18 protein-coding genes are annotated in these 22,778 nt (G+C 69.6%); 4 read left to right on the forward strand and 14 right to left on the reverse strand.

Annotation, left to right across the window (positions count from 1 at the left end):
* Positions 1-19: 19 nt before the first annotated feature.
* Positions 20-466 (reverse strand): DUF2141 domain-containing protein, encoded by a 447-nt coding sequence (locus EOD73_RS02645; protein WP_127680603.1) that lies wholly within the window; start codon positions 464-466, stop codon positions 20-22.
* 170 nt (positions 467-636) lie between these two features.
* Between EOD73_RS02645 and EOD73_RS17630 the strand changes: the two genes are divergently transcribed.
* Positions 637-2,232 carry an ATP-binding response regulator gene (locus tag EOD73_RS17630; protein ID WP_127680605.1) on the forward strand — a complete coding sequence of 532 codons (1,596 nt, stop codon included), beginning with the start codon at positions 637-639 and terminating at the stop codon, positions 2,230-2,232.
* A 13-nt stretch (positions 2,233-2,245) separates the two neighbouring features.
* On the opposite strand, the gene EOD73_RS02655 is transcribed toward EOD73_RS17630, so the two are convergent.
* Positions 2,246-2,710, reverse strand: a complete 465-nt coding sequence (locus EOD73_RS02655; protein WP_164845926.1) for a gamma-glutamylcyclotransferase family protein — start codon at positions 2,708-2,710, stop codon at positions 2,246-2,248.
* A 192-nt stretch (positions 2,711-2,902) separates the two neighbouring features.
* Between EOD73_RS02655 and EOD73_RS02660 the strand changes: the two genes are divergently transcribed.
* Positions 2,903-4,240, forward strand: coding sequence for a cyanophycinase (locus EOD73_RS02660; protein WP_127680609.1), 1,338 nt, complete (start codon positions 2,903-2,905; stop codon positions 4,238-4,240).
* 21 nt (positions 4,241-4,261) lie between these two features.
* Here the strand turns inward: EOD73_RS02660 and EOD73_RS02665 are convergent, their stop codons facing one another.
* From EOD73_RS02665 to aroC, 4 genes are all read right to left on the reverse strand, one after another.
* Positions 4,262-6,076, reverse strand: coding sequence for a serine/threonine protein kinase (locus EOD73_RS02665; RefSeq protein ID WP_127680611.1), 1,815 nt, complete (start codon positions 6,074-6,076; stop codon positions 4,262-4,264).
* Between the two features lie 86 nt (positions 6,077-6,162).
* Positions 6,163-9,390, reverse strand: coding sequence for an efflux RND transporter permease subunit (locus EOD73_RS02670; RefSeq protein ID WP_240660567.1), 3,228 nt, complete (start codon positions 9,388-9,390; stop codon positions 6,163-6,165).
* A gap of 9 nt (positions 9,391-9,399) precedes the next feature.
* Positions 9,400-10,623, reverse strand: a complete 1,224-nt coding sequence (locus EOD73_RS02675; protein WP_127680615.1) for an efflux RND transporter periplasmic adaptor subunit — start codon at positions 10,621-10,623, stop codon at positions 9,400-9,402.
* A gap of 95 nt (positions 10,624-10,718) precedes the next feature.
* Positions 10,719-11,816: a chorismate synthase gene (aroC, locus tag EOD73_RS02680; RefSeq protein ID WP_127680617.1), complete on the reverse strand. Its 1,098-nt coding sequence runs from the start codon at positions 11,814-11,816 to the stop codon at positions 10,719-10,721.
* Between the two features lie 105 nt (positions 11,817-11,921).
* Here aroC and EOD73_RS02685 point away from each other — a divergent pair, with 105 nt between their 5' ends.
* The gene (locus EOD73_RS02685) at positions 11,922-12,404 is read left to right on the forward strand and encodes a hypothetical protein (RefSeq protein ID WP_127680619.1); all 483 of its coding nucleotides are present in this window, start codon (positions 11,922-11,924) and stop codon (positions 12,402-12,404) included.
* 58 nt (positions 12,405-12,462) lie between these two features.
* Here EOD73_RS02685 and EOD73_RS02690 read toward each other — a convergent pair whose 3' ends face one another.
* The 6 genes from EOD73_RS02690 to EOD73_RS02715 form a co-directional block, all read right to left on the reverse strand.
* Positions 12,463-12,924: a CBS domain-containing protein gene (locus EOD73_RS02690; protein WP_127680621.1), complete on the reverse strand. Its 462-nt coding sequence runs from the start codon at positions 12,922-12,924 to the stop codon at positions 12,463-12,465.
* Between the two features lie 124 nt (positions 12,925-13,048).
* Positions 13,049-13,819 carry a hypothetical protein gene (locus tag EOD73_RS02695; RefSeq protein WP_127680623.1) on the reverse strand — a complete coding sequence of 257 codons (771 nt, stop codon included), beginning with the start codon at positions 13,817-13,819 and terminating at the stop codon, positions 13,049-13,051.
* A 125-nt stretch (positions 13,820-13,944) separates the two neighbouring features.
* Positions 13,945-14,820 (reverse strand): hypothetical protein, encoded by an 876-nt coding sequence (locus EOD73_RS02700; protein WP_164845927.1) that lies wholly within the window; start codon positions 14,818-14,820, stop codon positions 13,945-13,947.
* Positions 14,821-14,823: 3 nt separating this feature from the next.
* Complete coding sequence (gene lpoB / locus EOD73_RS02705) at positions 14,824-15,405, reverse strand: penicillin-binding protein activator LpoB (RefSeq protein ID WP_127682380.1); 582 nt, start codon at positions 15,403-15,405, stop codon at positions 14,824-14,826.
* A 55-nt stretch (positions 15,406-15,460) separates the two neighbouring features.
* Positions 15,461-15,865 carry a YcfL family putative periplasmic lipoprotein gene (locus EOD73_RS02710; RefSeq protein WP_127680627.1) on the reverse strand — a complete coding sequence of 135 codons (405 nt, stop codon included), beginning with the start codon at positions 15,863-15,865 and terminating at the stop codon, positions 15,461-15,463.
* A gap of 18 nt (positions 15,866-15,883) precedes the next feature.
* Positions 15,884-17,368 (reverse strand): COG3014 family protein, encoded by a 1,485-nt coding sequence (locus tag EOD73_RS02715; RefSeq protein WP_164845928.1) that lies wholly within the window; start codon positions 17,366-17,368, stop codon positions 15,884-15,886.
* 236 nt (positions 17,369-17,604) lie between these two features.
* On the opposite strand from EOD73_RS02715, the gene EOD73_RS02720 reads away from it, so the two are divergent.
* Positions 17,605-18,219, forward strand: a complete 615-nt coding sequence (locus EOD73_RS02720) for a GrpB family protein (protein ID WP_164845929.1) — start codon at positions 17,605-17,607, stop codon at positions 18,217-18,219.
* A 6-nt stretch (positions 18,220-18,225) separates the two neighbouring features.
* Here the strand turns inward: EOD73_RS02720 and EOD73_RS02725 are convergent, their stop codons facing one another.
* Together EOD73_RS02725 and EOD73_RS02730 are read right to left on the reverse strand one after the other, a co-directional pair.
* Complete coding sequence (locus EOD73_RS02725; RefSeq protein WP_127680633.1) at positions 18,226-19,650, reverse strand: efflux transporter outer membrane subunit; 1,425 nt, start codon at positions 19,648-19,650, stop codon at positions 18,226-18,228.
* A complete protein-coding gene (locus EOD73_RS02730) occupies positions 19,647-22,775 on the reverse strand; it encodes an efflux RND transporter permease subunit (RefSeq protein WP_127680635.1) in 3,129 nt (1,042 codons plus the stop codon). Before EOD73_RS02730 ends, EOD73_RS02725 begins: the two co-directional genes overlap by 4 nt.
* Between the last annotated feature and the right edge of the window lie 3 nt (positions 22,776-22,778).

A 22,778-nucleotide genomic window follows, 5' to 3' on the forward strand; every position in this document is an offset into this window, starting at 1 on the left:
CTCCGGAAGCGCTCGGCGCTCAGTTCAGGGTCAGCGTGGCCTTGACGGTGCCGATCAGCTTCAGGCGCGCCGCCTCGAACTTGGGCGGACCGAACTGGCCGACGGCGTCCTGGCTGAAGCCGTAGGGCTCCACGGGCATGCCCATCGCGTTGCTGTCCAGGCGGCCGTTGCCATTGGTGTCGTGGAAGGCGCTGACCGCGATCTCTGCGTCCTCGGGCAGGTCCTCGAAAACGTGCGTCACCGCACCCGTGGCCGACACGGCGATGCGGGCCGCGGTCAGCGGCTTGCCCCGCAGCCAGAGCGCGGGCTGGTCGTACACGGCCAGCATGAGCTGGCCCTGCGCCTGCTGCAGGCCCTGCACGGTCAGCTCCAGCCGAGCGGCCTGGGCGCTGGACACGCCCAGGGCGCCCAGTGCGAGGGCCAAGGCGAGGGTCGCGGTCGTGCGGGGGAAAGTTCGTGCGGTCATCAGGGGCTCCTACAAGGGGGGTGGCGAATGGCTGCGCATGCTGCCGAGGCGAGCCGAGGCCCACCAGGGCCGTGCGACCGGCGGCGGCCGGCGGGAGCCAACGGTGGGCCACCAGCGCCAGCGGGATTGCGAGCCTTGTCCCCCGCCGGGGCCTGACTACAGTGCGACGCATGCCGCAGACCTTTGCCGACGTCCCGATCGCCGCCTGGCGCGAACTCCGCGTGCTGGTCGTGGACGACAGCGAGGCCTTGCGCGGGGTGGCCGCGGCCTTGCTCCAGCAACTGGGGGTCGGGCACATCGTGCAAGCCGCCGACGGCCGCGAGGCCTTGGGCGTGGTCGAACGCGAGCCGGTGGACCTGGTGCTCAGCGACTGGCACATGCCCGAGTTGGACGGCCTGGGACTGCTGCAGGCCCTGCGACGCAGCCCGGCCACGCGGGCCCTGCCCTTCGTCATGATGACCTCGGATGGCGACCCGCGGGGCTTGCGCACGGCCTTGGACGCCGGTGCGCAGGCCGTGGTGGTCAAGCCCTTCCACGCGGCCGCCCTGGCCGACCGGGTCCGCTTGGCCTTGGGCGCCGGGCGCCGGCGCGCCCTGGCCGACGCGGCACCGCCGCCGGAGCCGCTCAAGCCCTTGGTGCTCGTCGTCGACGACCAGCCCGACACCCTGCACCTGATGATCGACATGCTGAAGGCCGACTGCCGCCTGAAGCTGGCCACCAGTGGCGAGCGGGCCTTGGCCCTGTGCCAGTTGGACACGCCCCCCGACCTGGTGCTGCTGGACGTGGTGCTGCCCGGCATGGACGGCTTCGAGGTCGCGCGGCGCCTGCGCCAGCACCCGGCGAGCAGCGGCATCCCCATCGTCATGGTCAGCGCCCTGGAGGAGCAAGAACTCCACCAAAAGGCACTGGAGTTGGGCGCCGTGGACTTCATTCGCAAACCCGTGGACGCCGCCCTGCTGCGCCTGCGGGTGCGCAACTTCGCGCAGCACGCGGCCCACCTGCGGCACCTGCAGGCCGAGGCCGAGCACCTGCAGCAGCAGGCGGCCTTGCAGGACGAGTTGGAGCAGGTGGTGGCCACCGACCTGCGTGGCCCGCTGGCCCACGCCTTGGCGGCGATCGAGCCGCTGTTGGCCGAAGACGGCCTCCTCCCCGAGCACCGCGAGCGCTTGCTGGGCATCGAGGCCCACGTGCTGGAGGCGGTGGACGCCCTGCACCTGTCCAGCGAACTGCTGCGCATCGAACACGGGCACTTCCAGTTGCGCGCCCGGGCGGTGCCGCTGCGCAAGGTGCTGGAGCGCGTGCAGCGCCTGCTGCAGGAGGCCCACGCGCACAAAGAACTTCGGTGGGACCTGCAACTGCCGGGGCCCCTGCGTGGGGCGGGCTCGCTGTTGGCGCAAGGCGACGCCTTGCTGTGCCACAGCCTGTTCCATCAACTGGTGGACCAGGCCTGCCGCCTGGCGCCCGCCGGCAGCACCCTGGGTTTGACGCTGACCCCACGCGACGACGGCCCCGACGGCTACCGCATCCGCATCGAGATGGCCGCGGTGGTGCCTGCCCCCTTCCGCGCGCGCTTCTTCGCCAAGTTCGTCAGCCTCGTGGGTGACGAGGCCGGCGCCAGCGGCCCCGGGGCCGTGGGCTGTTACGCGGCACGGCGCCTGGCCCAGGCCCAGCGCGGAGACGTGCAGCTCCAGGTTGACGAAGCCCAGGGGCGATCCTGGCTCGACGTGCTCTTGCTGCGCTCCCAGGCCCTGCCCGACGGCGCTTGAGCGCCCGCGCCGATCAGCCCAAGCGCGCTCGGTCGCTGGCGGCGTCGGCCATGGCCCCCGGCTCGGCCGCGAAACGGGCGGCCACGTCCAGCGTGTAGGCCTCCAGGGGCCCGGCGTGCACCGTCTCCATGGTCACACGCACCGGCGCCCCGAAGTAAGCCTGGGCCTCGACCGCCTCGCCCCCGTCCTGGTGCCGCACGACGATGGGCGCACGGCGGTACCAATCGGGGCGGTCCAACTGCTCCAAGTCGTCCATGCGCGCCAACGCGGCGTCGTCCACCTCCACCAGCTCGCCCAGCACCGCGTGGCCCTCGCCGGGGGTGTGGCTCAGCCAGGGCAGGAAGCTCGGTCCGATCACCCACAGCGGCCAGCGTTCCACGGTGCGGTAGCGCCCCGGCAGGGTGCGACCTTGGTTGATGTGGGCGTTGCGGTGGCCCTGTTGCAAGGTGCCGTAAACAAAGATGAGGTGCGTGGCCATGCCCCGGTTTGTACTGGCAAACCCCGTCGGGATTTGCCCGCAGACCGCCCTGCCAACAACACAGACTTGCAAACCCATGTCGCCTGGCCGCAAGGCGGGGCCTGGAGGCGTCACGAGGCCGTCACTAACCTGCACAGGCCGACTCTCGCGGTCCCGGTGAGCCGGCACCCCTCCACTTCCTCCCCGCTCACCATGCGCTTTGCTTTGCTGGCCCTGACCGCCTCCCTCGCCACCGCCTTCCCCGCCCACGCCGGCAAGTTGTTCTTGTCGGGCGGGGGCTACAGCGACACCAACACCGACCTCTTCGTCAACGGCCTGCGCAAGGCCACGGGCATCGATAGCGCCACCACGCCCAACCTCAACAGCGTGAGCAACTGCAGCACCGACTGGGCCACCACCCGCTGCCCGCGCATCCTGGTCGTCACCTCCGCCAGCGCAAGCAGTGCCGTGGGCGTGGACGCGTTTCAGAACGATCTGCTGAACACCAACGGCACGGTCAGCAAGCGCGGCTACTACAACCTGTTCCAAACGCACGGCTTCTCGCCCAAGCACCTGAACCTGCACATCGACAACTACAGCAGCGCCGCCTACAGCAGCGCCAACGTGGCGCTGGTCAACCAAGCCGACGTGGTCTTCTTCACCGGCGGCGACCAGGCCAAGATCGCGCGCAGCCTGTTCAAAGACGACGGCAGCGACACCCCGGTGGCCGCGGCCTTGCGCGCTCGCTGGAACGGGGGCGCCGGCAGCGTGGTGGTGGCGGGCGATTCGGCCGGCAACCACGTGCTGAATGCCACCATGCACGGGGTCGGCATCAGCTACGGCTACCTGCACTTCAACGCCAACCTGCCCAGCCCCACGCCGATCGCGAGTTTCGCCACCTTCGGCGACACGCGCGAAGGCACCGCGGCGCTGCGCTACTACGACAACGGCGGCACCATGAAGGGCCTGGGCTTCCTGCCCACCACCCTGCTCAGCGACACCCACTTCGACGCCCGCTCCGGTCGCTTGGGCCGCCTGGCCGCGGCCATGCAGCACCTGGGCATCAAGCAGGGGCTGGGCGTGGACGAAAACACCGGCGTGCTGGTCGACACCACGGCGAACACCGCCCGGGTGTACGGCGGCGGCACGCTGACGGTGGTGGACGCCAACGCCGCCACCCGCGTGACGGCCAGCAGCTACAAGGTCAGCAACCTGCGCGTGAGCTTGCTCAGCAGCGGCGACAGCTACAACACCAGCACCCGCGCCGTCAGCAGCAGCAAGGCCTTGATCGGCACCCGCTACTACAGCGGGTACTACGACTCGGCCGACGTCTTCGGTCCCTTCGAAACCAGCAAGAGCCTGACCCGCGTGGTCGACCAAAGCAGCGCCTACAACGTGGGCAGCGCACCGCGCCCGACCTACAGCAGCGGCCCGCAGTACCCCACGAGCGCGCCGACGCTGAAGGTCCGCTTCACCCGCGACGCCAGCAGCAAGGGCTACTACAGCGCAGGCAAGTACACCGTGGAGAAGGTCAAGGTCGACTTCGAGTGAGGCTCGGGCGCCGCGCCCGCGTCAGTTGCGCAGGCTGCGGCGCTGTTCCCGGACTTCCTGCAGGTGCACGCACACCGGGTGCTTCTCGAACTGCGGGCGCTCGCAACGTCGGGCGACGCAGAACTCCCGGGCCAAGAAATTGCTTCGGTCGGCGCAGGCAGCCTGCGGGTCCTCCATGCCCGCCGCGCTGGCGGGCGACTCGGCGGGCGCCGCCGGCGACACGATCGGCGGTGCGGTGGCCACCGCCGCGGGCTGCGGCTTCGGCGCGATGGGCTTCGCTTCGGTGGGCTTGGGTGCCAGCACCGGCTTGCTCGCTGCCGGCCCAGGGCCCGGCAGCGGGCGGGCGGCCGGGACACCGGTCGCTGCGTTGGGCAGGGCCGTCGGCGTGGGGCCCATGGCAATTGCCGGCGCCGATGACCCCATCGCTGCCGGCACGGACGCGGCCACCGCCGAGCTCGACGCCGCCAGCGCTGGCGCCGAGGAGGCCGGCGCGCTGGCCGCCAGAGCGGTCTCTTTGCCCACTCCGGGGCCGCCCAGCACGCGGGCCAACGCGACCAACAAGCCCGCACCGATCAGCACCGCGCCGGCGCCCAGCAAAGCGGGCTGCCAGCGCGGGCGCGAGGCCGAATCAGAGGCGGCCGCCGTGCCGCGGGCGGCCACGGGCTCGGCCACGGCCAAGGTCATGGCCAAGCGGGCGCGGTCCGGGGCCTCGATGGCCTCGGCGTTATGCACATCGGGCTGCGTCGTGCGGTCCTCGGTGCCGGAGGAGGACGAAGGCGCAGCCCCCTCGGCCTCGGTGCGGCTTTGGCGAACCGTGGTCGCATGCGGGTCGGCCTGCGGTGCCAGGTTCATCAGGGGGTGCAAGCGCTCGGGCGGCGGCGCCGTCCAGCGCGCGCGGGCCGGCGCTTGGGCTTCGCCCGTCAGCACCGCCTTGAACGCGGCGACGTTGGCAGGGCGCTCCTTGGGCCGCACGGCCAAGGCCCAGTCGATGGCCTGGAGCAGTTGGGGGCTGTAGGCCTTCAAGGCCGGCGTGTCGCGCTCGGCCAGGGGCTGGCACTCGTCGGCCACGATGCGCGCGGTGGCCGGGGGCGGGGCCTCGCCGATCAGCAGGTGGTACAGCACCGCGCCCAGGGCATACAGGTCCGTCCAGGGCCCTTGGCGCAAGGCGTTGCTCTCGGCGTACTGCTCGATCGGGGCGTAGCTCGGCTTCAGGATGGCCGTGAAGCCCTGGGTCTGGTCGCCCATCTCGCGGCGGGCGGCGCCGAAGTCGAGCAGGATGGGCGCCCCGTCGCTGGCGCTGAGCCAGATGTTGTCGGGGGCGATGTCCCGGTGGTAGACGCCCTCGCTGTGCAGCAGGGCCAAGGCGTCCAAGAGGGGCAGGAGCCGCTGCAGGATCCAGGCCTCGTCAGGCGCGTGCCCCATGTCCTTGCGGGCCTTGGTCAGGGTCTGGCCCTGCAGGTAAGGCATGGCCATGTAGGCCGTGCCGTTGTCTTCCCAAAAGCGGTAGACCTTGAGCAGCGAGCGGTGGTCGAAACGCGCCAGGAGCCGCGCCTCGTTCACGAAGGACTTGCGCCCAGCTTCGAAGGTCTTGTAGCTGCTGCTGGCCCGCACGCTGACGCGGGCGTCGGCGCTGCGCCAGGCCAGGTGCGCCGGCATGAACTCCTTGATGGCCACCTCGCGCTCGAGCGCGTGGTCGCGCGCCAGGTACACGATGCCAAAGCCGCCGATGCCCAGCGTGCGCAGGATTTCCAGCTCGCCGAACCGGGTGCCCGCGGGCAAGGCCTGGCGGTGGTCGTCGGCGGTGGGCTTGTCGGCGGGAAGCGGGGAATCGGCCATGGGAAACGGTGCAACTCCCTGCACGTTACCCCATGGCCGATGCGCCCCCTCCCCTCAGTTCCCCTCAGCAGGGCGGTGACAAAAACTCACTCTTTGTCGTGGGCAAACGCGCCCAGGCCCACCGGCATCGCCGGGCTCTCGGGCGCCGGTCGGGCCTTCTTCTCGCGGCTCAGGTAGCTGTAGAGCACCGGCACCACGATCAGGGTCAGCAGCGTCGAGGTGATCACCCCGCCGATGATGGCCCGGCCCATCGGCGCCTGGATCTCGCCGCCGTCGTTCAGCGCCAAGGCCAGGGGCAGCATGCCGAAGACCATGGCCGCCGTGGTCATCACGATGGGGCGCATGCGGGTCACGCCGGCCTCGATCAGCGCCTCGGCCACCGCCATGCCGCCCTTGCGCATCTGGTTGGCGCGGTCCACCAGCAAGATGGCGTTCTTGGTCACCAGGCCCATCAGCATCACCAGGCCGATCATGGAGAACACGTTCAGCGTGCTGCCCCAGGCCAGCAATGCCACCATCACGCCGATCAGCGCGAGCGGCAGGCTGGCCATGATGGCGATCGGCTGCAAGAAGCTGCCGAACTGGCTGGCCAGCACGATGTAGATGAAGATCGCCGCCAGGGCCATGGCGCTCAGCAGGCCGGCAAAGGCCTCGGCTTGCTCTTTGCTCTGGCCGCCCACGTCGAAGCTGATGCCCGGGGGCAACTGCGTCTCCTTGATGAGCTTGTCCACCTCGGCGCTGACCTCGCCCAGCGAGCGCCCGTCCACGCCGGCGATGACGGCCTCGCGGCGCATCAGGTTCTGGCGGCGGATCACCTCGGGGTTGAACACCGGCTCGATGGTGGCCACCTGGTCCAGCGCGATGGGCGAGCCGTCCTTGGCGTAGGCCACGGGCAGCTTGGCCATTTGGTCGATGCGCTCGCGCTGGTCCTTGGGCAGGCGCAGGCTCACCTCCACCTGGGCGCCATCGGGGGCCGTCCAGTAAGTGGCGGCGTCGCCGTTGACGAAGGTGCGCAGCGCGGCAGCCAGTTGCGGCGGGTTCAAGCCCAGCTCGCGCGCGGCCGATTCCTTGACCCGCACGGCGTAGGCCGGCAGGCCGGGCTTGCTGGTGGTTTCTACGTCGACGGTGCCCTTGATCTTGCGCAGCTTGGCGGCGAACTCGTCGGCGATCTTGGCCAGCTGCTCGCTGTCGTTGCCCAGCAGGGCCACGTAGATGGGCTTGCCCCAGCCGACCGACAGCTCCACACCGGCCACCTGCTCGATGGCTTCGCGGGCCTTGGCCTCGAACTCCTTCTGGCTGAGCTTGCGCTCGTTCTTGGGCTTGAGGGCGATGCTCATGCTGGCCGCAGCGCGGCTGGTGCTGAAGCCTTCGCCGTTGCCGCCCACCGTGGTTTGCACGGTCTTCACCTCGGGCATGGCCAGCAGCAGTTGTTCGACCTGCAGCGCCTTCTCGTTGGTGCGGGCCAGGCTGGAGCCGGCGGGCATGCGCAGGTTCATCTGCGTGAAGCCTTGGTCGGTCTGCGGCACGAACTCGCTGCCCACCAGCGGCGCCAAGCCGATGGCGACGACGAAGCTCAGGCCCCCGGCCCACATCACCAGACCGCGCGGCGTCAGGGTCATCAGGCGCCAGCGGCGGGCTTGGGCCTTGTCGCGGCGGTTGTCCGGCCCGAAGGGACGGGCGTAGATGGGCAGCGGGAAGGCGAACACGCGGTAGCGGCGCGGGCTGAAGGCCCAGCGGATGGTGCGCTCGTAGCCCCGGGTCAACGCGGCCATGGCGCGGTCGCTGCCGTCCAAGAGCTTGCCCAGCACGGGGCCGATGACGCGCCAGCGGCGCATGGGCGCCGCGCCCGGGTCGTGCCAGACGGCCGACAGCATCGGGTCCAGCGTGAACGACACGAACAGGCTCACCAGCACGGCCACCGCCACGGTGATGCCAAAGGGGTAGAAGAACTTGCCGATGACCCCGCCCATGAAGGCGATGGGCACGAACACGGCGCAGATGGCGAAGGTGGTGGCCAGCACGGCCAGACCGATCTCGTTGGTGCCGTCGAAGGCCGCTTGGCGGTGGCTCTTGCCCATCCCCAAGTGCCGCACGATGTTCTCGCGCACCACGATGGCGTCGTCGATCAGCAGGCCAATGACCAGGCTCAGCGCCATCATGGTCATGAAGTTCAGCGTGAAGCCGAAGGCGTACACGGCGATGAAGCTGGCGATCACCGCGATGGGCAGCGTCAGCCCCGTGATGACCGTGCTGCGCCAGCTGTGCAGGAACAGGAACACGATGGCGATGGTCAGCAGCGCGCCCTCGATCAGCGTGTGCTTCAGGCCGTCGAGCGAGCCCTTGACGAAATCGCTGCTGACCCAGATTTCGCGGATCTCCACGTCGCTGGGCAGCTGCTTGCGCAGGTCGGCCAGGGCCTCCTTGACGCCCTCGCCCGTTTTCACCACGTTGGCGTCCTGTTGCTTGAAGACGTTGAAGCCGATGGCCTCTTGGCCGTTGATGCGGCTCAGGGTGTCGGCCTCGCGCTCGCGCTCGGTCAGCGCGCCCACGTCGCTCAGCAGCACCGGCAGGCCGTTGCGGCGGGCCACCACCACGTTGGCAAAGGCGCGCGGGTCTTTGATGCGGCCTTCCACGCGCAGCGTGCTTTCGCTGTGCGCGTCGCTCAGCAGGCCCACCGGCTGGTCGGCATTGGCCTCGCGCAGGGCGGCGGCCACTTCCGACGGCGTCAGGCCGAAGGCGCGCAGGCGCTGCGGGTCGAGGTCGATGCGCACCTCACGGCCGGTTTGGCCCCACAGGTTCACCACGGCCACGCCGCCCACGCGCTGGATGCGCTTGACCAGGGTTTGCTCGGCCAGCAGGCTCAGCTCGCGGCTGCTGCGCTGCGGGCTGATGAGCGCGCCCACCAGCACCGGCTGGTTGCCCTCTTGGTAGCGGGCCACGTTGGGCGTTTTCACGTCCTTGGGGAAGCCGGCTTGCACCATGGTCAGGCGGTCGCGCACGTCTTGCATCGCCCGGTCCATGTTGGTGTCGAGCGAGAACTCCACGTTCAGCTGCATGCGGCCTTCAAAGCTGCGGCTGCTGATGCGCTTGACCCCGGCGATGGTGTTGAGCACCTCCTCCATGGGCTTGGCGACCTCGCGCTCCACCGCCTCGGGCGAGGCGCCGGGGTAGCGCACGTCGACCCAAGCGCCCGGCAGGCTCACCTCGGGCATCTCTTCCACGCCCAGACGCTGGTAGGCGAACAGGCCCAGCACGCACAGGGCCACCATCACCATGGTGGCGAAGACCGGGTTGTTGATGGAAACGCGGGTCATCCACATGGCTCAGCCCCCCGCCTTGGGCGTGGCGGCGGCCACCTTGGTGTCGGGCTTGTCGTCGGCCTTGTCGTTGGCCTTCGGCGCAGCCTTGCCCGCGTCCACCTGGGCCTTGGCGCCTTCGCGCAGGTTGTCGTAACGGCCGGCCAGCACTTGCGCGTCGGCGCTCAGGCCCTTGAGCACTTCCACGCGACCCAGTTGGGCGTCGCGGCGGCCGGTGGTCACCAGCCGGCGCTTGAGCTCGCCTTTCTCGATCAGCCACACCTGCTGCTGGCCGTCGCTGCCCACCAAAGCGCTGGTGGGCACGGTCAGGCGCTGCTCGGGGTCGTCCAGGGTCACTGTGGCCACGGCGTACTGGCCGGCGCGCAGCAGCTCGCCGGGGTTGGCCAGGCTCAGGGTCACGCCGATCGAGCGCGTGCCCGGCTCGGCCGCGGGGCTGATGCGCACGATGCGCGCCGGCACCGGCTCGGCCACGCCCTCGATGCGCACCTGGGCCGTCATGCCGGGCTTCAGGCGCGCCACCTCGTGCGTGCCCACCAAGCCGGCCAGCTCCAGGTGGCCCAGGTCAACGACCGTGATCACCGGCTGCTCGGCCTGCAGCTTCTCACCCGGCACGGCGTGGCGCTTGGCCACCCAGCCGTCGATGGGGCTGACGAGGCTGGCCTGGCGCAGGGTCACCTGCATGGTTTGCAGCTGGGCCTGGGCAGCGGCCAATTGGGCCTTTTGCGTGTCCAGCGCGGCACGGCTGGTGTCCAGCGCCGTGGGGGCGATGAAGTTCTGGCGGGCCAGGCTTTCGTTGGCCGCATGGGTGCGCTCGGCCTGGGCCGCTTGGGCACGAACGGCTTCGACGCCCGCGGCGCGTTCGGCCACGCGTTGGCGAAGGTCTTCCAGGTCCAGGCTGCCGATGGCCTGCCCGGCGCGCACACGGGTGCCTTCCGGGGCGTTCAGCGCCAGCAGGGTGCCGCCGCCTTTGGCGCGCACCGTGGCGGTGTTGGGCGCAACCAGGGGGCCCGAGAACTCGATCCGCGCGGCCAGCTTGGCCAGCTGCGGCTGCACCACCTCGCTGGGGTTGAAGCGCAGCACCTTCTCGGCGGGCTTCTTGTCGTCCTTGGGGGCGTCGCCCTGGCCGCCGGCCAGCACGGCGGTGGCGGCCGCGGCCAGCGCGATGGCGCTCAGGCCCGCGCCCCAGGCCCAGCGACGTTGACGAAGAGTGGTGGTGTTGAGCAGCCCCATGACCGGCTCCGGTTGTGATGAACAGCCGGCATGGTGTCGGGGGGGGCGACGAGTTGCACGCGGGGCGCGACGAACTGCACCCCGCGCGGATCAGACTACCGCTGTCCGGGGACAGGCGGTGTGTCGATGTGCACGTCGCCGCACTGCGCGCGGTGCTGCAAGGCGGCGTCCATCAGCACCAAGGCCAGCATGGCCTCGGCAATGGGCGTGGCGCGGATGCCCACGCAGGGGTCGTGCCGGCCATGGGTCACCACCGTGGTGGGCTGGCCCGCGCGGTCGATGCTGGCCTTTTCCAGGCGGATCGAGCTGGTGGGCTTGATGGCGATGTGCACCACCAGGTCCTGCCCGGTGCTCAAGCCGCCCAGCACGCCGCCGCTGTGGTTGCTGGCGAAGCCCTCGGGGTGCAGCTCGTCGCCGTGCTCGCTCCCGGTTTGCGCCACCACGCCGAAGCCGTCGCCGATCTCCACGCCCTTCACGGCGTTGATGCCCATCATGGCGTAGGCGATCTGGGCGTCCAGCTTGTCGAACAGCGGCGCGCCCCAGCCCGGTGGCAGGCCGCTGGCCTCCACGCGCAACTTGGCGCCCACCGAGTCCCCACTCTTGCGCAGCGCGTCCATTTGGACCTCCAGGGCGTCGATGCCCTGGGCCGTGGCGGCAAAGAAGGGGTTGTGCCGCACCTGGCTCCAGTCGTCGGTGGCGATGGGCGTGGCGCCCAGGGCCGTCATGCAGCCGCGCACCCGGATGCCATGGTGCTCGGCCAGCCACTTCTTGGCCACGGCGCCAGCGGCCACCATGGGGGCGGTGAGGCGCGCGCTGCTGCGCCCGCCGCCGCGCGGGTCGCGCAGGCCGTACTTGCGCCAGTAGGGGTAGTCGGCGTGGCCGGGGCGGAAGGTGTCCAGCAGGTTGCCGTAGTCCTTGCTGCGCTGGTCCACGTTGCGGATCAAGAGCGCGATGGGCGTGCCGGTGGTCACGCCCTCGTAGACGCCGGACAGGATCTCGACCGCGTCGGGCTCTTGGCGCTGGGTGACGTGGCGGCTGGTGCCGGGGCGGCGGCGGTCCAGGTCGCCCTGGATGTCGGCTTCGCTCAGGGCCAAGCCCGGGGGGCAGCCGTCGATGACGCAGCCAATGGCCGGGCCGTGGCTTTCGCCGAAATTGGTGACGGCAAACCAGTTGCCGAAAGTGCTGCCCGCCATGAAAAACCCTGAGCCCGAAGAGAGCCGCCATTCTAGGAAGCCCACCCTCGTCGCCCGGAGAATGCCGGCTCGCTCGAAACACCAAGGCACCAGGGAGCCCAGAACATGCCTTTCATCGGAATTGGCCTGCATTTCGCATCGGCCATCTTTTGCGCCATCCATGCCGTGCGCAGCGGCCAGCAAACCTACTGGCTGTTCATCCTGTTCAGCTTCCCCATGCTGGGTTCGGTGGTCTACCTGTTGACCATCTACCTGCCGCACGGCCGGCTGCACCGCCAGGCCAACCGCACCCTGCGCGCCGTGGGCCGTGCGCTGGATCCCGGCCGCGAGCTGCGCGAGGCCCGCGCCGCGCTGGAAGAGACGCCCACGGCCCAGAACCAGATGCGACTGGCCGCGGCCCTGCTGGCCGCCGACCAGCTCGACGAGGCCGCGGCCACCTACGAGCAGTGCCTGCAAGGGCCCTTCGCCAACGACGCCGACACCTGGCACGCCGAGCTGGAGCAACAGCAGCGCAAGTGGAACGCGCACACGCGCGAGCTCAACGCGCCGCTGCTGGCGCGGCTGCGCGAGGCGCAGCCCAAAGCCTGAGCGGTCCACCAACAACAAGGCCCCTCGCGAGGGGCCTTGTTGTTGGGAACGGGGGCCGTCAGCCCGACTTGGCGTCGCCCTCTTCCTCGACGGGCCAATCGCGGATGTAGGCCTTGAGCATCTTGTTCTCGAAGTCTTGCGCGTCGACCACGGCCTTGGCCACGTCGTAGAACGAGATCACGCCCATCAGGGTCTTGCCGTTCAAGGCCGGCATGTAGCGCGCATGGCGGCCGAGCATCATGCGACGCACCTCGTCGATCTCGGTCTCGGGCGTACAGGTCAGCGGGTGGTCGTCCATGACCGAGCGGACTTGGCGATCGCCCACCTGCCCGCCGTTGGCCACCACGGCATTGATGACCTCGCGGAAGGTCAGCATGCCCACCACGTCGCCCAACTCGATGACCACCAGCGAGCCAATGTCCAACTTGGACATCGTGGCCACGGCCTCGGCCAAAGGCGTTTCGGGGGCCACGGTGAACAGGGTGTTGCCCTTGACCTTGAGGATGTCGGCGACCTTCATCAGCGTCTCCCAGGAGGCAGTGGGGTGAGGGGAAGTGCAGGAACCGTAGCACAGATTGCAGCGTCCCCTGCCCTCGCTTCCCCGCAATGCGCGCCCGGTCCGCCGCTGCCGGCCCCCGGTGGCTTCAGCGATCGCAACGCCAAACCCCGCCCTCGCGCACGCGCGCCAGCAGCCAACGGCCCAAGGCCAAGAACCCATCGCCCCGCGGTCCCTGCAGCGCGTGATCGCCCCCCGGCACCGGCCAGTCGCAACGCAGGCCGGCGTGGCGGGCGCTGCCCAGGGCGCTGGGCGCATAGGCCTCGGCAGGAATGAGCTCGTCGTCATCGCCCCACACCCGCACCCACGGCTGCCGCATGCCTCGCAGCGCAGGCTCCACACGCCACGCCAGCAGGTCGCGCCAGTAGCCCAAGCTGCGGCCGTCGACGATCAGCCGATCGTCGCCCGGGCCCTGGGCCTGCCGGCGCAAGCGCTGCCAGCCTGGGTCTTGGCCGTACAAAAGCTCAGCGACATCGGCCGGATCGCGCCCACTGGCGCCCACGGTGAGCAGGGCCATGGCCCCCGGCAGGGCCTCCACCAGGGCCGGCGCGATCTCCGCCCCTTCCGACAAGGCCAACACCACCCACGGCCGCTCGTCCCCCGGCAGGCCCGGCATCGCCGCCAGGGCGGCCTGCTGCCAATGCGAGAGGCGATCGCGCGCTGCAAACTCGGGCGCGCATTCCCCACTCGGGTCCAGCCAGGGCTTTTGCAGCACCCAGACGCTGGCCCCTGGGAAGGCCAGCCGCCAGCGATCGCCGCTGGCGCGCAGCACGGCCGGGCAGCCACTGCCCGGCACGATCAGCAGCCGATAGGACTCGGGGCCGCCCGCCTCGGCGGGGACTTGCCAGACGCGCGCCACCGCCGGCGGGTCGGGCCACGCCGCCGGCTCCGCGCCGCGCGCGGCCGTGCAGGCGCCCAGAAACAGGCCGAGCCACGCTCCCCAAAGAAGGAGCGTGGCTCGGCCGGGGGTCGACGAAATCGCGATCAGCGCAGGATCGTCGTCTCAGAGCGCGGGGCCTGGCGTGCCGGGGCTTGGCGCTCGGCGGCCGGGGCCTCGGGCAGTTCCAAACCGACCTGGTCGGCCAGTTGCTGGTACACGCTGGCGGCCAACGACTGCGAGGTCTCGCGGATCACCTTGCCGCGATTGGGCGGCATCACGTCACCCCGGCTGGAGATCAGCTTGGTGTCCCCCCCAGCGCCTTGCGCCGAGAACGACGCGCGGATCTCGAAGGTCTTCGTGCTGATCAGCGAGAAGTCGGCCACCAAGTCCAGCGTGAACTGGTGCGTCAGGCTGTTGGTGCCTTGAAGCGGCGACAGCGAGTCGCGGAACTGCAGGCTGCTCAAGGTGCCGAACAGCACGTAGTCGGCGCCGTTGAACTCGCCCTTCTTGATGCGCGCCACGATGTCGTGGACCTCGGGCTGGCGGGCCGGCGGCGCGGCCATCTTGCCCGTCTGCACCTGGTTCAGCACCTGCTCGGCCTTGGTCAGCTGCGGGGCCCCGGCGTCAAAGCGCTTGCCCTGGATCAGGCGCAGTGCGCCGCCCTTGAGGATCGCGCCCTTGATGTCGTTCGAGAAGCTCCCCAACTCGCGCTGTTCCACGTAGTTGTAGGTGCCCGCCACGTAGGTGCCCGAGCTCTGGTGGGTGCCGACGATGCCGTGCTGGTTGGCCGACACGCCACCGCTCGACTTGGCCGTGGCCACTTCGAAGTACTGGGCCACCTCGCGGGTGTAGGCCAAGTCGGTGACGACCACGCTGGGCGGGGGCTTGCTGCCCGGCGCCGGCTGGGCCCAGGCGGCCTGGCACAGCAGCAGCGCCGAGACCGAGGCCAACGCGCCTTTGAAAAATTGATTCATGGCCATCCCTCAGCGCTTGGTGGTCTTGCGGATTTCTTTCTCTTCCGCCCACTCGATCGTGCCTTCGCTCACGTCGAACATCTTCAGCGTGAACTTGTAGAACACGTCCTTGGTGTTGGCGTTTTGCTTGACGATCGAGGTCAGTTCGCCTTCGAGCATGTACTTCGCGGCCGTCATGCCGCCCACCTTGGCCGCCGTGCCCTGCTTGTACAGGCCGCTTTGCGCTTGGCGGTTCAGTTCGTCCACGCCCTGCTGCATCTCTTGGATCGAGCGGGTGAAACGCACCTTGCCGGACTTGACCAGCTGCGTCTGGATCGAGTTCATGACGTTGGTGGTGTCGATGTACTCGCTGGTCTTGTTCTTGACCTGCGAGATCGTCACCGTCGGGCGGCCTTGGAAGATGCCCGACTCGAGCAGGCTGCCGACCATCTTCTCGGCAATCATCTGCAGGTCGGTGGAGCCGAATTCGTTGGTCACCAGCTCGGTGGCCTTGTTGTCACCGTAGTTGACCTGGCGCTGCAAGCGCACCACGGGCGACGACACCGGGGTTTGGCAACCGGCCACCGCGGCGGTGGCCACCAGGCCCAGCATCAGCGAGCGGCGGGAATAGGACTGTTTGTGAGTCACGCGAACTTCTCCTGTTGATTCAATTCTTCTCGACGTTCATCTCGATCCGGAAGTCGACCACGGAGCTGTGCGCGGCCACACCCTTGATCGTCTGCGTCTGCTGGCCGTAGACCTGCAACTGCTTCCAGCTTTCGCCGTCACCGACCACGTTGCCGTCGGCGTCCAGCCAGCGGAAGCGGTAGAACACGGTGCGGTTCTGGTTCTTGGTGTTCAGGAAGTCGGCCTGCACCACCAGCACGTCGGCCTTGCGCTGCATGCGCACCTCGGCCACTTTGATGCCCTGCGGCTCACCGCGCAGGGCCAGCTTGGCCGCGATCGCCGGCGACGTGGTGTCGTCGGCGGCCCAAACGGGTTGGGCCATGGCCAGCGCGGCCGCGGCGGTCACGGCCGTGGCGGCCGTGCGAACCCAAGGAAATGTTTTCATGTTCAACCTCTTCACGTGTCAAAGCCCACCCTTGGAAGCCGGCGCGGGCTGGCTCCCCTTCAACTCCGGCAAGGTCGGCGCCTTCTTCGCGGGCGCCGGCTTGGCCGGTGCGCTGACCTTGCTGGTCGCGGCCGGGGCCTGGGGCTTGGCCTCGGGCGCCGGCGCTGCCGATTGTGCAACCGGCTGGGCCACCGCCGGCAGCTGGCCGAACTGCGACACCTGGCCAACCACCACTTGGTTGCCGTAGAGGCGCAGCGGCACCAATGCGTACTGGCCATCCACCTTGATGGGCGTGCCAATGCTGCGACCGTCGATCGTCACCATGTGCTCGCCCGGCTCCATGTAGCCACGGGCCACGTAGATGCGGCCGGGCAGCATGCGCCACATGCGGTCGTCGGCCTGCTCGGTGGCCGCCGAGGCGACCATGCCGACCAGGGCGCCGAACATGCCGGCGCGCTTCTCCAACTCGTTCTGCATCACGCCCTTGGCCACGGCGCGGGTGAAGTTGCGGAAGATCATCCCGGGCATCTCGTCCTTGAGGACGCGGCGGGCCATGACGTTCAGGTCCACCACGCGGTCCAAGCTCAGCTGCTGCCCGCCCGCTTGCACGGCGCCCAGGATCGGGTCGGTGCTGGGTCGGATGACCGGGTAGCTGATGGACACCGCACGCACCGAGGTGCCCACGGGCACTGGCAGCGTGAAGGCCTGCGACACGCGGGCGGGGGCGTCACCCGCCTCGACCAAGAACAGGACGTCGGTCTTGCGCTGGCGCAGTTTGTGGGTGAAGCTGGTGCGTTGGTCCAGGCCACGCAGGCCCTCTTCCAACATCGGCGAGCCCGGCCGCAATTCAATGGCCTTGCGGTAGCCCGGCGCCGCCAGGCCGCTTTCGTTCAGCACCTCGTAGACCCAGCCACTCAAGTAGTGGCTCAGCGCGTTCTGGTAGCCGTTCTTGAGCGACAGCACCTCGGGGTCGTTCAGCGTCTCCACCGGGTAGCCGTTGAGCGACTGTCCGCTGGTGGTGGCGCCTTTGCTCTTGGCCTCTTCTTCGGCCTTGGCGGTCTCCTTCGAGCGGAACTCGGCGATCACGGCCTCGCGCTCGTGGGTGCGCTTGATGTCCACCCGCGCCCCTTGCAGGTCGCCCAAGGTCAAACGGTTCACGGCCAAACGGGTGGTCAGGAACACCTTCTCGTAGTCCTGGCCCTCGTACACCTTCAACCGCTCGCTGATCAAGGCAGCGCCGACCGTGCCCAAGAGCTTGCTCGGGTTGGTCTTGGCGGTCTCCTCCCACTCCTTGACCTTCACGTCGGCCGTCGTCAAGGCATCGATGCTGTCTGCGTAGCGCTTGTTCAGGTACAGCAACTCGCCCCGTTCCAGGTTGAACAGCAGGCCCTTGCGGCCCTCGTCGGTCGTGACCGAGGCCTCGTGCTGGGCCAAGGCAGCCGGCAGCCCCCCCGTCGACGCCGTGGACTGCACCGCCGAGGCGTGCTTGTCGTGGCTGCTCATGGAGGAACAGCCGGCCAGCACCGCCAAGCTGACTGGCAGCAGCAGGCGCGCGGAAGTCTTTTGGATTCGCATCGTTGTCGTCCCTTCTCGTTCGTTGCGTGGAGTGAAAGCGGCGCCCCGCCCGCCAGCCGATCGGGCCAGCCGGCGGGGCGAATCTGTAACTTTTGGCACTGTGCATCCACTATGACGCCCCCCCATCGGTGTCATCCCCAACACCGGCCCCGCAAATGGGTGAGATGCCACACATTCAGTCGCCCAACGGCACGCTGCGCCGGCTGAACGGCACCCGACAATCGAGCGAAGCCCGCTTCGAGAACGCCCCTCCCATGCCGCACGCCCAACCCGGTGGGGTGCAAATCCTGCCCGCCGACCCCTCCTGGCCCGACCAGGCCCGCGCCGTCGTGGCCGAGTTGCAGGCCGTGATCCCGGCGGCGTTGGGGCGCTTCGAGCACATCGGCAGCACGGCGGTGCCGGGCCTGTGTGCCAAGCCGGTGCTGGACCTGCTCTGGGGCCTGCCGGCGCTGGATGCCGCAAGTGCGAGCGTGGATGCCCTGCGGGCCCTGGGCTTCGCGTACCGGCCGGCCTACGAGACCGAGGTGCCCGACCGCCGTTACTTCGTGCGCCCCGAAGACCCAGGCCTGCGGGTGCACCTGCACGGCGTGGTCGTCGGCGGCACCCTGTGGCGCGAGCACCTCGCGTTTCGCGACGCCCTGCGCCGGCAGGCCGCCTTGGCCCAGGCCTATGGCGAGCTCAAGCAGGCGCTGGCCCAGCGGCACGCCCAGGACAAGGCCGCTTACACCACGGCCAAGGCCCCCTTCATCCGCCGCGTGCTGGGCTGCTGCGGCGCTTGATCACCGTCAGGGCGTGGGGCCGCCTGCGTCCCAGCGCCCGCCCAAGGCCCGCAGCAAGGCCACGCGGTTGGCCTGCTCGGCCTGCCGCAGCGTCACCAAGGCCTGTTGGGCCGTGCTGAGTTGGCGCTGGGCGTCCAGCCATTCCAACTGGCTGGAGGCCCCCAGCCGGTAGCTGGCCTCGGCCAGCGTCAGGCTGCGCTGGGCGGATTGCACCTGGGCGGTGCCCGCGGCCAAGCGCTCGGCCAGGCTGTCGCGCACGGCCAGGGCATCGGCCACCTCGCGGAAGGCGGTTTGCAGCACGCCCTCGTAGTTGGCGATGGCCTGCTGCCGGCTGGCCTGGGTCACCGCCACCTGGGCGGCCCGGGCGCCGCCGTCGAACAGCGGCAGGTCCAGCTGTGGCACCAGGCTCCAGAAGCCCGTGCCGCTCTTGAACAGGCCATCGAGCTCCGGGCTGCGGGTGCCCACGGTGGCGGTCAGGCTCAGGCGCGGGAAGCGGGCGGCGCGGGCAGCGCCCACGTCGAACGCGGCCGCTTGCAGTTGCTGCTCGGCGGCGCGCACGTCGGGCCGCTGCAGCAGCACGCTGGACGGCAAGCCGGCCGGCACGCTGGGCAGGGCCGTCACGGCCGCCGGCGCCAGCATCGGGTCGTCGCCCACCTGGGGCAGCAGCGTCTCGTCCAGGGGCTGGCCCGCCAGCAGCTCCAGCTGCAAGCGCGCCTGCGTCACCGCGGCGCGGCTGCGTGCCGCTTCGCCCCGGGCCGCCTCGAAGGCGGTTTGTGCGCGGGCGCGCACCAGCCCGGAGACCGCCCCCAAGCGGTACTGCTGCTCGGTCAGGTCCAGGCTGCGCTGCTGGCTGTCGCGCAAGGCCTCGGCCAAGCGCAGACGCTGCTGCTCGGCCGCCAAGGCCAGCCAGGCGTTGCTCACCTCGGCCACCAGGCTCAGGCGCGCCGCGGCCTGGGTCTCTTGCTGGCCCAAGAAGCGCACCAAGGCCGCGCCTTGCAAGCTGCCCAAGCGGTCGAACAAGTCGATCTCGTACCGCGCCAAGCCCACGCTCACCGCGTAAGTCGTGGCGGTGTTGCCCGCCACACGCTGGCGCGTGGCGCTGGTGCTGGCGTCCAGGTCGGGAATGCGGTCGGCCTGGGTGATGGCGTACTGCGCCCGCACCCGCTCCACCGCCGCGGCGCTGGCGCGCAGGCTGCGGTTGTGCTGCAAGGCCAGACCCACCACCTGCCGCAACCGCGGCTCGGTGAAGAAGGCGTCCCATTCGCTGCCCGCCTCGGCGCCCGTCGCGGCCGACAAGGGCGCGTCCAGGCGGAAGTCGTCGCGCAAGCGCACCGTGTCGGCCTCGCGGGCCGGCACCAGGCTGCCGCAACCGGCCAGGGTGCCGCTCAAGACGGCGGTGGCCAGCACCACCCAGGTGATCCTGGCCTTCATGCCTGGGCCTCCGGCTGGCGGGCCAAGCGCTGCTTGACCCAGAGGTAGAACAGGGGCACGAAGAAGATGCCCAGGGCCGTGGCGCTGGCCATGCCGCCCAGCACGCCAAAGCCGATGGCCTTTTGCGACCCCGAGCCCGCGCCGCTGGCGTAGGCCAGGGGCAACACGCCCATCATGAAGGCGAGCGAGGTCATCAGGATGGGCCGCAGGCGCTGCCGGCTGGCCTTCAGGGTCGCCTCCAGCAGGCCCATGCCCTGGTCCATCAGGGACTGTGCGAACTCCACGATCAAGATCGCGTTCTTGGCCGACAGGCCCACCGTCGTGAGCAAGCCCACCTGGAAGAACACGTCGTTGTTCTGCCCGCCCAAATGGCTGGCGACGAGCGCACCAAAAATGCCCAGGGGCACCACCAGCATCACGCTGAAGGGCACCGACCAGCTTTCGTACAGCGCCGCCAAGCACAGGAAGATGAACAGCACCGACACCGCGTACAGCAGCGGGGCCTGGTCGCCGCTCAGGCGCTCCTGGTACGAGCGGCCCGACCACTCGTAGCCGATGCCCGGGGGCATCTCGCGCAGCACCTCTTCCATGGCCTTCATCGCCGCGCCCGAGCTCACACCCGGCGGCACGTCGGACTGGATCTCGTAGGCCGAACTGCCGTTGTAGCGCACCAGTTGGCGCGGGCCGTTGATCCAGCTGCTCGTGGCGAAGGCCGCGAACGACACCATCTGGCCGCTGTTGTTGCGAACAAACCAGCGCTGAATGGCCTCGGGGTCGGCCCGGAAGGCGCCCTCCCCTTGCACCAGCACGCGCTTGACCCGGCCGCGGTCGATGAAATCGTTGACGTAGGCCCCCCCCAGCGCGATGGACATGGTTTCGTTGATGACGCTGGGCGACACGCCCAGAACGCCGGCCTTGTGGTCGTCGATGCGGATCTGCAACTGCGGCGTCTCGGTCAGGCTGTTGGTGCGCGTGCGGCTGAGCTCCGGGCGCTGGTTGGCCAGCTCGATGAGTTGCTCGCGCGCCTCGATCAGCTTGTCTTGCCCCAGGCCCCCCAGGTCTTGCAGGAAGAGCTGGATGCCGGCGCTGCCACCCAGGCCGCGCACGGTCGGGGGCATGACGATGAAGATGTTGGCGTCGCGCACCCGGCGGCCCAGCTCGCGCGAGAAGCGCTCGGACAAGGCCGCCGCGCTTTGCTCGGGCCGGGGGCGGTCTTTCCAGTCGGTCAGGCGGATGAAGCCTTGGCCCGAACCCTGGTCGCCGCCCGCGCCGCGCACCACGTTGTAGAACATCACTTCCTTCTGGTCGGCCAGGTAGGCCTCCAGCTGCTGCATCACCGCTTCCAGGCGCTCGTTGGTGGCGCCCGGCGCCATGCGCACCTGGATCTGCAAGCCGCCTTGGTCTTCGTCGGGCAGGAAGGAGGTGGGCAGGCTCTTGTACATCCAGGCCATGCCGCCGATCACCAGCAGGTACACGGCGAAGCTGCGCACCCCACGGCTCGTCAACCACTGCACCTGGCGCACGTAGCGCTCGGTGAAGCGGTCAAAGCCGCGGTTGAAGCCGCCGAAGAACCAGTTCAGCGGCTTGCCCAGCAGCCCGGTGTGCGTGGCGTGCTCGCCCTTGCCCACCGGCTTGAGCACCGTGGCGCACAGCGCCGGCGACAGGGTCATCGCCACCAGCACCGACAGCACCATGGCGCTCACCACCGTGATGCTGAACTGCCGGTAAATGATGCCGGTCGAGCCCCCGAAGAAGGCCATGGGGATGAACACCGCCGACAGCACGACGGCAATGCCCACCAACGCGCCGGTGATCTCCTTCATGCTCTTGCGCGTGGCCTCCTTGGGCGACAGGCCCTCCTCGCGCATCAGGCGTTCGACGTTTTCCACCACCACGATGGCGTCGTCCACCAAAAGGCCAATCGCCAGCACCAGGCCGAACATGGTCAGCGAGTTGATCGAGAACCCCGCCACCGACAGCACGCCGAAGGTGCCCAGCAGCACCACCGGCACGGCAATCGCCGGGATCAGCGTGGCCCGCAGGTTCTGCATGAACAGGTACATGATGGCCACCACCAGCACGATGGCCTCGATCAGCGTTTGCACCACGCCCTTGATCGACACGCTGATGAAGGGCGTCGTGTCGAAAGTGACCGTGGCCTTGTAGCCCGGCGGGAAGAAGGGCTCCAGCTCCTTGAGCTTGGCCTTCACCGCGTCGCCCGTGGCCAGCGCGTTGGCGCCGCTGGCCGGGAAGATGGCCATGCCGGCCGCCGTGGTGCCGCTGGAGCGCACGTTGGTCGTGTAGCTGTCGCGCCCCAACTCCACGCGGGCCACTTGCCCCAAGCGAAGGGCCGAGCCATCGGGCTGCACGCGCAGGATGACGTTCTTGAATTCCTGGGCCGTGGTGAGCTTGGAGCGCGCCGTGATGATGGCCGTCAGCCGCTGCCCGGCGGGCGCCGGCAGCGCCCCGATCTGACCCGCCGAGACCTCGGTGTTTTGCTGCAGCAGCGCCGTGCGGATGTCGCCCGGCACCAGGTTGTAGCGCTGCAGTTGCAGCGGGTCCAACCAAATGCGCATGGCGTAGCCCGAGCCGAACACGTTCACGTCGCCCACGCCTTCCACGCGGCTGATGATGTCCACCAGGGTCGAGTTCAGGTAGTCGCCCAGGTCGCCCGAGGTCACGCTCGGGTCCTCGCTGGTCAACATCATGACCATCAAAAAGTCCACGCCGGACTTGTTGACGCGCACGCCTTGGGCCTGCACAGCCTGCGGCAGGCGGCTGATGATGGACTGCACCTTGTTCTGCACCTGCACCTGCGCGGTGTCGGGGTCGGTGCCGGCCACGAAGGTCAGCGTGGTGCTGGCGTTGCCCGTGGCGCTGCTGGTCGACTCGATGGACAGCAGGCCGTCGATGCCCTTGAGGCTCTGCTCCACGATCTGCGTCACCGAGTCCTCGATGGCCTTGGCCGAGGCGCCCGGGTAGCTGGTGTTGATCGACACCCGCGTCGGCGCGATGTCGGGGTAACGCTCCAGCGCCAGCTTGTGGATGGCGCCGGCGCCGGCCAGCATGATGACGATGGCGATGACCCACGCAAAGATGGGCCGGTCGATGAAAAACGAGGCCATGGC

This window comes from Inhella crocodyli (genome assembly GCF_004004565.1).
In the GTDB taxonomy this organism is placed as follows: Bacteria; Pseudomonadota; Gammaproteobacteria; order Burkholderiales; family Burkholderiaceae_C; genus Inhella; species Inhella crocodyli.